Genomic DNA, 10,879 nt, shown 5'->3' with positions numbered 1-10,879 from the left:
TGGAAAACAATCAAATATCAGACCTAACACCCCTGCAATCTCTGACCAATTTGACAGAGCTGAATCTGGAAAACAATCAAATATCAGACCTAACACCCCTGCAATCTCTGACCAATTTGACAGAGCTGAATCTGGAAAACAATTCAATATCAGACCTAACACCCCTCAAATCTCTGACCCGTTTGACTTATCTGAATCTGTCCCACAATCAAATATCAGACTTAATACCCCTGCAATCTCTGACCAGTTTGACTTATCTAAATCTGTCCCACAATCAAATATCAGACTTAATACCCCTGCAATCTCTGACCAGTTTGACTAATCTGAATCTGGAAAATAATCAAATATCAGACCTAACACCCCTGAAATCTCTGACCATTTTGACTTATCTGAATCTGTCCCACAATCAAATATCATACTTAAGACTCCTGCAATCTCTGACCTATTTGGCTAATCTGAATCTGTCCCACAATCAAATATCAGACTTAACACCCCTGAAATCTCTGACCAATCTGACTAATCTGAATCTGCTGGACAACAATCAAATATCAGACTTAACACCCCTGAAATCTCTGACCAATCTGACTAATCTGAATCTGCTGGACAACAATCAAATATCAGACCTAACACCCCTGCAATCTCTGACCAATTTGACTAATCTGAATCTGCCCTACAATCAAATATCAGACCTAACACCCCTGCAATCTCTGTGGACAGCGATCGCCAATTCTACAGATCCAGTCGATCGCACCCGTGCCACAGCAGCGATCGAATTTGCCTACGCAGCTCTCGGCAAGACTTGCCCAAAAATTATTTTTTGTTCTAGTCCCCACTCCGCCATAACACAGTTAAAAAAATTGAAATCTCCCACTAATAAAAATATTTTTTTTCAGCGTATTTACAAACAGCTAGAACCAGCCTGTCTGCCGTTTAGGTATATAATTTTTTTGTGCTTGTATTATTTCGCACTAACAAGGGATCTACCACAGCCAAAAACAGCTTTTTTCCAGCTTATTTACGAACAGCTAGAATCGGCATATAGGCCGTTTAACTTAATAAGATATAGTAGTTCGTATTTGCCACAATTAATAGAATGGGAGCGGCAGCTCAGACAAAAATTGGAACGTGATTTTTGGGACGACTGTAGGGACAACTCAACGTCGATCGTTGATCGGGCATACCTGTGGGATAAAATCTGCGTGGCTGACTTCTGTGTCTCTGTACTTAGAATTGTTCTCAACCCGGCTGCACAAAAAGCCTTTGAATGCTTGCAGCAGCTTTTAGTTGAATGCGGCTGGATTTTTGCGTTTGACAAAGTTTGCTTAGTTTGCGATCGCCCAACCAAACTCTGCCTCGACAGCGAACACCGACTGCACGCAGAAGGGGAACCTGCACTGGAATTTAGCGACGGCTACAAACTCTACTCCTACCACGGCGTCACCTTGCCCGAAAAATACGGACAAATTCACCCCAATCAGTGGGAATCTACCTGGATTTTAGAAGAAGAAAATGCCGAATTAAGGCGAGTGTTAATTCATGGAATTGGTTAGGGCAGAATAGCCCGTGAATTGCAAGCCACAGAATTAGATAAGTGGGTAGCCACGGGGGGCTACCCCTACCAAGAATACACGCTGCTAAGAATTGATGCTGATATTGACGGCTTCGAGCCAGATGAAAAAGAGCCAATTTACTTGTTAAAAATGACTTTTCCCAGCACCGGATTCATTCACGCTTTGCGGGTTCCGCCCGATATGCAATCTGCAAGGGAAGCGATTCGTTGGGTGAATTGGGATGTCGATTATCAGGAGTTTTCCGTGCAAACTTGAAGTTTTGGGGAAGTTAGAAACCTCGTTGATAAGATAAGAGTCGGCGGTTGAAACCCGGCCTACACAAACAATGTCCCTCTCTAAAAGACTGAAGATTAAATTCCTTGATAAAAGTCGGCGGTTGAAACCGCATCTATACAAACTATGTCCGCCTGCGCGGACTGAAGACTAACTTTTGTATTCTTTCATTTGCTGGCGAATGGCTGCCTGAATCTTAGTATCGAAATCCGGATCTCCCACTTTCGTGATGATTGAATTCGATCGCCCTTTCCGCCTGTCTGAGTAGGCTTGCAGTGCTGCTTTATCCCCGCGATTTTCCAGGAAATAACGCTTCAATTCTCGATCGCCCATTCCTGTACAATCTACTTGGCTCATTGTAAATTAACCGTAATTCATGTAGGGGCGGGTTTCACCAACAATCTTTCATTCACACCGACAATATCTATAAACCCGCCCCCACCCAGGCGACTTTCTCGAAACAGGCATCTATTATAGCATTTCTCTTGCCGTTAGCGAAGCCCTCGAAGAGGATCGCACTTTCACCCTCGAACCTAACGCCTATCAGTACAGCAAAGATTTATGGAACATCGATCGCCACCCTTGACGTGCCTGTATTACCAATGTAGTATAAAATGGTGGTAGAAAAGATCGATCGACACTACCAGTCTCGGACGCATCAACATCAAAGAAACCGCGTTTTTTATCGAGATTAAAGGCTCTAATCGAGTATTTTTGTAAAAAACCCGGTTTCTGACCGCCCGTCCGTCCAAGGCTAACCAGCACACAAAAATTAGAAAAAACCTATGAAACCCATCCGACAAGGCGACGTAATTCTCACCCCCGTACCGCAAATCCAAGGCGACAAAAAACCTCACCTCACCCTCGCCGAAGGTGAAGTCACCGGACATTCTCACCAGATTATTGAGGGACAAGCTGAACTTTACGAAAAAGACGGTACTTTGTACTTGCGAGTGCTTTCGCCGACAGCTTTATTGAGTCACGAAGAACACAAAGCTATTGCAATTCCTGAAGGTAATTGGATGGTGCGGATTCAGCGCGAATACGAACCCCAAGGCTGGAGGTATGTCGCAGACTAAGGTTAAAAAACTCACGCCAGCACAAGAAGCTCAGATTCCAGTTTATCGCGACAAGTGGAGGGCGAGATCGCTTTCCATTTGTCCGATCGAGCGATCGCAAGCTGCAGAAACCATTAAAGTGGGTTATAGGGCGATGGATGGAGCCCCGCTTCGCTACGGCATTCACAGCATTGGATATCATTTTGTGCGATCGAATTTGTCAAGAACTAGCAGCCACTGAATTAGATTCTTGGCAGGAATATACCCTGTTAAAAATGGATTTTGAGGACGATTTCGACGCCGATGGGATGCCATTACCAGTTTTTTTGTTAAAAATGACCTGTCCGAGTACGGGGTTCGTTCATGCGCTGCGAGTGCCTCCTGATGTGGCATCCGCCCGCGAGGCAATTCGCTGGGTAAATTGGGATATTGCACCCGAAGAATTTAACGTGCAAACTTGAAACTCCCCTAACCCTGTTTAATAAGTCGTGTCATATTCTCCTAGTAATTTCCCACAATTTTATGTCAGAACAACAACCAAATCCCGCAGAATTCACCAGCTTTGCCGACTGGTGCTTGCACAAAAATAGCCTTTCACCAGCAGCAAGACATACAGTTGAGGTCTTGTTATATAAAACTGGCACTTCTGATATCAATGAAGCAAACCGGATACTCTCTAGTAGGAATAATCTGAGTCTTTACAACAATCAAATATCAGATATTACACCCCTCCAATCTCTGACTAATTTGACCGATCTAAATATATACAGCAATCAAATATCAAACCTCGCTCCCCTACAATCTCTGACTTATTTAAGAGTCTTGTGTCTAGAGGACAATCAAATATCAAACCTCGCACCCCTGCAATTTTTGACCAATTTGATTCATCTAAATCTGTACAAAAATCAAATATCAGACATTACGCCCCTGCAATCTCTCACGAAGTTGATTACTCTGACTCTGGGCAACAATCAAATATCAGACATTACACCCCTGCAATCTCTGACTAATTTGACTGCGCTGTATCTACACAAAAATCAAATGTCAGACATCACACCGCTGCAATCTCTGACTAAATTGACTGTACTGCATCTGTACAACAATCAAATATCAGACCTCACACCCCTGCAATCTCTGACTAAATTGAATAATCTAAGTGTAGACTTTACACTTGTGCAGAATACTCTCGTCCAAGCATACAGTCAAAAGTGGGAAAGTCTTTTCAAATCTACCAAACCAATAAATCATACTCAAGTCGCTACCGCCGTTAAAACTGCCTATTTAGCCATGGGTTTAAAAGCCCCAGAAATAGTTTTTTGTAGTAATCCCAACGAATGGATTGCAGAAGTAAAAACACATAACAGATCGAATCAGAATAAGACTTATCTACTTAAAAAACTGATACAAGATAAGCTGCCACCCTTTAACTTGATCGAAGAATTTACCCAGCAACTTACCGACTTTTTGGAGCAACTTCCGGAGTTAATGATATGGGAGGAACTGCTAGAACAAAAATTGGAAGCAGAATTTTACACTGGGAACATAATTACTCCGAAATATATGTTTCAGGCTCTCGCTCATTATGAATTATGTGTTTCTGGCTTGGGTATTGTTCTCCAACCAGAGGTACAGAAAGTTGTTGACTGTCTGAACCAGCTTTTGGCAGAATGCGGTTGGATGTTTCTATTAGACGATATCTGCATTGTGTGTTCGCGCCCTTGCCAAATTCGCCTCGATAGCGAGTACCGTCTTCACGCCGAAGGCGAAAGCGCACTTGAATATGCCAATGGTTACAAAATATATTCCTACCACGGCGTAACCCTGCCCGAAAAATACGGACAAATTCACCCCAATCAGTGGCAAGCGACCTGGCTTTTAGAGGAAAAGAATGCTGAATTAAGGCGAGTATTAATTCACGGAATTGGTTATGCTAGAATAGCCCGTGAATTGCAAGCCACAGAATTAGATTGCTGGAAAGAATACACGCTGCTCAGAATTGATGCTGATATTGATGGCTTCGATCCTGATGATTTCGACCCTACTTTTTTCGATCCTGTTTATTTCGGTGGCGATGGTAATCCTCCTGAAAAATAACCTATTTATTTGTTAAAAATGACCTGTCCGAGCACGGGATTTATTCACGCTTTGAGAGTGCCGCCTGATGTAGAATCTGCTAAAGAGGCAATTCGTTGGGTAAATTGGGACATTGACTCAGAGGAGTTTTCCGTGCAAACATGAATTACTGAAATTTTACCAAACTTGAGTCTGAATTTACTTATGCCAGCACAACAAGCAAACCAACCAATTAATTTCACCCGCTTTGCCGACTGGTGCCGGCACAAAGATAGTCTTTCAGAATCGGCAAGGCATACAGTTGAAGTGCTGTTAAAACAGGCTGGCACTTCTGACTGCAATGAAGCTGAGCAGGTACTTTCAAACCTTACTGAACTGCATCTCCCCTCCAATCAAATTACCGACATAACTCCGGTATCGGGATTTACCAACCTGACCAGACTGCATCTCGAAATAAATAAAATTACCGACATAAGTGGGCTGTCGGGACTCACCAACCTGACAAGCCTGCATCTCGAAAGCAATTCAATTACCGATATCACTGGGCTGTCAGCACTAATCAACCTGAGAAGGCTGTATCTCAACAACAATCAAATTACCGACATCACTGGGCTGTCGGCACTTACCAATCTGACCAGACTGTATATCGCCAACAATCAAATTACCGACATCACTGGGCTGTCGGCACTCACCAATATCTTGATACTGAATCTCCACAACAATCAAATTACCGACATCACTCCGGTTTCAAGACTCACCAACCTGACCAGACTGATTCTCTCCAGCAATCAAATTACCGATATCATTCCGCTGTCGGCACTCACCAACGGACCCGAAATTTATCTCTACAACAACCCAATTACCGACTTAAATCTGTCGGGGGAACTTAAACAGAAGTACCTGACGCTCAAGACGGCCCCAATTGATTCTGAAAAAGCTACAGAAGCCGTGAAAAAAATATATGCAGCTATTGGTCTACAAGCACCAAAAGTTATTGTTTGTAGCAGCCCGCAGGTAGCTTCACAAATACTCCTCAAACCACTCAAGAATTACAATATATCGCACTATGAAATATTGGAAAAAACGGGTAAAAATTTAGATTCTGCTAATTCCTTGTGGGAGGAATTATTTCAAGAGTTGGACGCAGAAGAGTCGGCTCTGAATGAAACATTGAGAAGAGCGGGTAAAAATTTAAGTTATCCTAAGTCATTTTTGGAGGAATTATTTCAAGCGGTGGACGCAGGAGCGTCGGCTATGATATTGTGGAATTGCGTGCAGAACATAAGGATATTAGAGCCGGATAGCGATGGAATACTCCTGGCAGAATTTGATGAATTGGTAAAAAATTACCGAGAATGGCTGGGAGCTAATTTTTTCTCATATCCTAACTATCGAGAGCCACTAACCCCTACCAATCTGCTGAAGGAAATCCATGTGACTGAATTTTTTATTTCTAAATTGGGTGTCACTCTCGACCAGAAAGCACAAGAACTACTTCGCTGCAAGAAACAGTTGTTAGAGCATTGCGGTTGGATATTGCCGTTTGAGAAAATTTGCGTAATTTGCGATCGCCCCATTCACCTTCGCTTTGACAGCGAAAACCGGCCGCACGCTGAAGGAGAACCCGCGATCGAGTTTGCTGACGGCTACAGTTTATACTTTCACCACGGCGTTAAATTACCCGAACAATACGGAAAAGTACACCCTAATTTGTGGCAAGCACAATGGATTTTATCGGAAACAAATGCCGAACTGCGTCGATTGTTAATTCAGAGAATTGGTTACGATCGCATTTGTCAAGAATTAGCGGTGACAGAATTAGATAGTTGGCAGGAATACACGCTGTTAAGCATCGAGTTTAACGATGATTTTGATCGGGAGGGTAATGCAAAGCCAGTTTATTTGTTAAAAATGACTTGTCCGAGCACGGGACACATTCACGCTTTGCGAGTGCCGCCAAATGTAGCATCAGCACAACAGGCAATTCGCTGGGTAAATTGGGACATTGACTCAGAAGAGTTTTCCGTGCAAACTTGAGTAATACCAATTTAAAAAAGTCTGGCTACAATCATCAATCTTAGACCAATTGTTAACAGTTGCCCAAGGCCCGCGCCGGATACGGGAGTGCCGTTTCCCTACAGAAAACTGCTATCTTGGCCACAACCATAATCCATAAAACTCTAATCAACATTGGCCCTGTGCCAGTTAAAATGGTGGACTGCACAAACCATGTATCTAGCAAAAACTGTTAATAACATAAGAAAGAAGCCCGCCTTCAGTCAAAGGTGGGCTAAATTCATGCCAGCTTACCGACAGCTAGGCAATCGGGTCTCTTAGCCGATAGACGTAAAAGTTGAGAAAAAGATCCGAATCTCACGGAAAAATTTATCCCCAACAATTAAGCTCCAGTTTACCCGATCGCCTGACGGAAAATTTCGCGCGCAGCGATGTTCCCCTGAAATTCGGGAAATGCTGGAGCTTTAATTTGCCCGCTTTTCCCTGTTAAATCCCCAATCCCAAACGGTTTAAGCGTCGTGATCGTGAGCGAAGCGGCGGAAGAGGAAGTCTAGGGCGTAGTTCCGCAGGTTGTAGTATTCGGGATCTTCCATCATTTGCACCCGATCGCGCGGACGCGGGAAAGGAATCTCCAAAACCTCGCCAATTGTCGCTGACGGGCCGTTGGTCATCATCACGAGCCGATCGGCCAAAAACAGCGCTTCGTCAATATCGTGAGTAATCATCAACACCGTACAGCGGTGATCGTTCCAGATTTTCAGCAACTCTTCCTGCAATTCTTCCTTGGTAATTGCGTCGAGAGCACCAAAGGGTTCGTCCAAAATTAGCACCTGCGGGCGAATTGCCAAAGCGCGGGCAATCGACACCCGCTGTTTCATACCCCCGGAAATTTGCGGAGGTCTTTTCTCAGCAGCTTCTGTCAGTCCCACCATTGCCAAATGCTCTTTGACGATCGCATTTTTTTCGACTTTCGACTTCTCGGGAAATACAGCGTTAACGGCAATGTAAACATTTTCAAACACCGTCCGCCAAGGCAGCAAAGCGTAACCCTGAAACACTACCATGCGATCGGGGCCCGGCTTCACGATCCGCTGCCCGTTAATCGACACGGTGCCCTCGCTGGGATGGCTAAAACCCGACACCATATTTAACAGTGTGGATTTGCCGCAGCCCGAGTGTCCGATCAGAGTAATAAACTCTCCCTCAGCTACGGTCAAGTTAATGTTTTCTAATGCCCTGTAACCGTTTGGATATACTTTATAAACGTTGTCCATCACCAAAAAAGGCTGGCGGCGATCGTGCGGTTGCTGGATCTGGGTTTTGGTGTTTGTCTGGTTGACAGCAGTATTAATCATGGGTTTGAGAAGCCGTTAGTAGGTGATTAGCGATAGCAAATAATGGAGTTTTGAATGGTGAGCTGCGAGTCGAGACTGTCGATTTGCGAGTTCCCTGTATATTTTGAGTATTGAGTTTAAATTGCAAGACTTTTGCATCAATTATATAATTGTGCCGCTTCACTCTCAACAATGCAATCAATCACTTTGATTTCTGATTCCTCTTGTCTGACTTCTGAGTTGGTAAGTCTCGGACAGGGGCGATCGAGAACTAAGCAATTTTTTCACCTTTTGATACCTCAAAACTCGCAGAGCACCATTAGCTCTTGGGCCGGTGGAAAGTCGTCCACCGGCGGGGGCGGACAAAGACAGATCCTAAGCAACTCGGCGGCCCGAATCCAGAATCACTTCAGCCATCGTGTAATCGCGTTTAATCGCTAGATTGTTGAGATAGCCGATCGGATCTTCAGCATTAAACACCGAGCCGTCAAACAAGCGGAGAGAACCCCGAGTGTAAGTAATATCAGACATTCCCAGCTCCCGTGCTGCGGTACTGAAGGGGCCTACTCGCACCACCCGTTCCAGAATTTCTACCCAGTTGCGGGGGAAGACAGTATCGCCCCAGCGCGCCATCTGCACCATGTGCCACAACTGTTCGGTACGGCTGGGGCGGTTCACCCCGTCGCCGGCGAACAAGTGGTGGGCGTATTCCCGCATCGGAGTATCCAGATTGCAAGCAGTAGATTTGGGATCGCCAATTTGGATGTAACTCTTGTCAGTGGCGACGTACTCCCGTCCCGCCACAATTTCGGAAACTTCTTGAGCGTGAGCCGGATCGCTGCAATAGTGGCAAGCTTCTAGCAAAGCTTTCACCAGAGCAATGTGAGTGTTGGGGTAAGCATTCGCCCAATCTTCCCGAACTCCCAGAATTTTTGCCGGGTGTCCGGGCCACAGTTCCAAATCTGTAGCCACGGTAAAGCCGACTCCTTCCATGGATGCGCGCAAGTTCCAAGGTTCGCCCACGCAGAAACCGTCAATCGTCCCGCCTTGCAAGTCCACAATCATCTGGGCTGGAGGGATGTTTTTTAGCAAAACATCGCGATCGGGGTCAATGCCGCCGGAAGCCAGCCAGTAGCGCAGCAGCAGGTTGTGCATCGATGAGGGGTGAACGATGCCCATGCGGTGAGTTTGGGCGGGGGTTCTGTGCAGCATTTCTTTGAAATCTGCCAGAGTGTATATCCCTTGGTCGTAGAAGCGGCGGGCCAGGGTAATTCCGTTGCCGTTGCGGCTCAGGGTGAGGGCTGTAACGGTTGGTACGGGCTTCTCTTGGTGGCCTCCCAAGCTCAACCACGCCGCCATCCCAGAGGGCATTTGGGCTGCGTCTAAGTATCCGGCGGCGATGCCGTCTACGATGCCGCGCCAGCTTGTTTCGCGCACGAGATGCACTTCATCCAGGCCGTGTTTGGCAAATAAGCCTTTTTCTTTGGCGACTGCTAGGGGAGCGCAGGCTGCGAGGGGGATAAAGCCGAGTTCGAGGTTGACTTTTTCTAGGCCGTGGCGGGCGATCGCGGGTACTTTCCGCGCCCGCAGTTTTTTCACCCGCTTCTGCTGGTTGAGGAAGTAAATCATTTCGCTGCGCAGGGCGTAGTAGCTGGGGTGCGTGACTACTTCCATGCGCACGCGGGGGCGGGGGATGTCTACTTCGAGAATGCCGCCAATCTTCGATTCTGGGCCGTTGGTGAGCATGACGATGCGATCGCTCAGCAGCACTGCTTCGTCTACGTCGTGCGTTACCATCAGGGCGCTAATTTCGTACTCTTGGCAGATTTCCATCAACTTTTCTTGCAAGTTGCCGCGAGTCAAAGCGTCCAACGCGCCGAAGGGTTCGTCCAAGAGTAACAGTTTGGGGCGCAAAGCCAAAGCGCGGGCGATCGCGACGCGCTGTTTTTGTCCGCCCGACAGCAGTGCGGGTTGCTTCTCGGCGTGGGGCGTCAAGCCCACCATGTCGATGTGTTTTTGGATGATTTCGAGGCGCTCGGCTTTGCCTAACCCGTTCATTACTGAGTCTACGGCTAGGGTAATGTTTTCTCTAACTGTCCGCCAAGGTAGCAGCGAATAGTTTTGGAATACTACCATGCGATCGGGGCCGGGCTGGCTGATTCTTTGTCCGTCGATCGTCACCAATCCTTCTGTCGGCAGATCCAAACCTGCGACCATATTGAGTAGAGTAGATTTGCCGCAGCCGGAGTGTCCGATTAAGGAGATAAATTCTCCTTTTTTAATTTCTAAGTCGATGCCTTTGAGGGCTATGTATGTGCCGCCGTCTGTTAAATTAAATGTTTTTCCGACTTGTTCTACCGCAATCAAAACTGACATGGTTTTCTTGCCTTTTTTGTAGGTTTGTCCTTGATTTTTTGATTATTGTTGACTGTTGACCGTTAGCTTTTGTATTATGCCGATCGCCCAACTGCAATAATAATATTCGTTCGATCGTTCGGACTTCAGTCCTCTTAAAAAGCTGAGGACTGAAGTTCTGCTACTCGTTTAACTCGTT

Annotated in this window: 9 protein-coding genes and 3 pseudogenes; 8 read left to right on the top strand and 4 right to left on the bottom strand. The window is 45.9% G+C overall.

Features of this window, described 5'->3' with window-relative positions; genetic code table 11:
• Both QUB63_RS03120 and QUB63_RS03115 read left to right on the top strand, forming a co-directional pair.
• The coding region (locus tag QUB63_RS03120) for a leucine-rich repeat domain-containing protein (protein WP_332943343.1) at positions 1–1,550 on the top strand (1,550 nt) is incomplete at its 5' end.
• 18 nt (positions 1,551–1,568) lie between these two features.
• Positions 1,569–1,826 carry a hypothetical protein gene (locus QUB63_RS03115; RefSeq protein ID WP_332943342.1) on the top strand — a complete coding sequence of 86 codons (258 nt, stop codon included), beginning with the start codon at positions 1,569–1,571 and terminating at the stop codon, positions 1,824–1,826.
• Positions 1,827–1,994: 168 nt separating this feature from the next.
• On the opposite strand, the gene QUB63_RS03110 is transcribed toward QUB63_RS03115, so the two are convergent.
• Entirely contained in the window at positions 1,995–2,201 is a 207-nt protein-coding gene (locus tag QUB63_RS03110) for a DUF6887 family protein (protein WP_332943341.1), read from the bottom strand.
• A 186-nt stretch (positions 2,202–2,387) separates the two neighbouring features.
• On the bottom strand, positions 2,388–2,609 hold the full coding sequence (locus tag QUB63_RS03105) for a hypothetical protein (protein WP_332943339.1): 222 nt from the start codon (positions 2,607–2,609) through the stop codon (positions 2,388–2,390).
• Between the two features lie 20 nt (positions 2,610–2,629).
• On the opposite strand from QUB63_RS03105, the gene QUB63_RS03100 reads away from it, so the two are divergent.
• The 6 genes and pseudogenes from QUB63_RS03100 to QUB63_RS03075 all read left to right on the top strand — a co-directional run bounded on the left by QUB63_RS03100 (position 2,630) and on the right by QUB63_RS03075 (position 7,012).
• Positions 2,630–2,923 (top strand): hypothetical protein, encoded by a 294-nt coding sequence (locus QUB63_RS03100; protein ID WP_293251470.1) that lies wholly within the window; start codon positions 2,630–2,632, stop codon positions 2,921–2,923.
• Positions 2,910–3,143 carry a hypothetical protein gene (locus QUB63_RS03095; RefSeq protein ID WP_332943338.1) on the top strand — a complete coding sequence of 78 codons (234 nt, stop codon included), beginning with the start codon at positions 2,910–2,912 and terminating at the stop codon, positions 3,141–3,143. Before QUB63_RS03100 ends, QUB63_RS03095 begins: the two co-directional genes overlap by 14 nt.
• A pseudogene (locus QUB63_RS03090) lies at positions 3,112–3,363 on the top strand (DUF6745 domain-containing protein); the annotation flags it as partial. The gene QUB63_RS03095 and the pseudogene QUB63_RS03090, both read left to right, overlap by 32 nt.
• Positions 3,364–3,424: 61 nt before the next feature.
• Positions 3,425–3,955, top strand: a pseudogene (locus tag QUB63_RS34975) (leucine-rich repeat domain-containing protein); the annotation flags it as partial.
• A gap of 120 nt (positions 3,956–4,075) precedes the next feature.
• Positions 4,076–5,140: pseudogene (locus QUB63_RS34970) on the top strand (DUF6745 domain-containing protein).
• 39 nt (positions 5,141–5,179) lie between these two features.
• The gene (locus QUB63_RS03075; protein ID WP_332943334.1) at positions 5,180–7,012 is read left to right on the top strand and encodes a leucine-rich repeat domain-containing protein; all 1,833 of its coding nucleotides are present in this window, start codon (positions 5,180–5,182) and stop codon (positions 7,010–7,012) included.
• A gap of 488 nt (positions 7,013–7,500) precedes the next feature.
• Here QUB63_RS03075 and QUB63_RS03070 read toward each other — a convergent pair whose 3' ends face one another.
• Both QUB63_RS03070 and QUB63_RS03065 read right to left on the bottom strand, forming a co-directional pair.
• Positions 7,501–8,346 carry a nitrate ABC transporter ATP-binding protein gene (locus QUB63_RS03070; protein WP_332943332.1) on the bottom strand — a complete coding sequence of 282 codons (846 nt, stop codon included), beginning with the start codon at positions 8,344–8,346 and terminating at the stop codon, positions 7,501–7,503.
• 354 nt (positions 8,347–8,700) lie between these two features.
• Positions 8,701–10,701, bottom strand: coding sequence for an ABC transporter ATP-binding/substrate-binding protein (locus tag QUB63_RS03065; RefSeq protein WP_332943331.1), 2,001 nt, complete (start codon positions 10,699–10,701; stop codon positions 8,701–8,703).
• Positions 10,702–10,879: the final 178 nt, after the last annotated feature.

The sequence above is a fragment of the Microcoleus sp. ARI1-B5 genome, from assembly GCF_036705795.1.
Classification (GTDB): domain Bacteria; phylum Cyanobacteriota; class Cyanobacteriia; order Cyanobacteriales; family Microcoleaceae; genus Microcoleus.
Note: the sequence above shows the minus strand (reverse complement) of the source record. Positions and strands in the feature narration are given on the sequence as shown.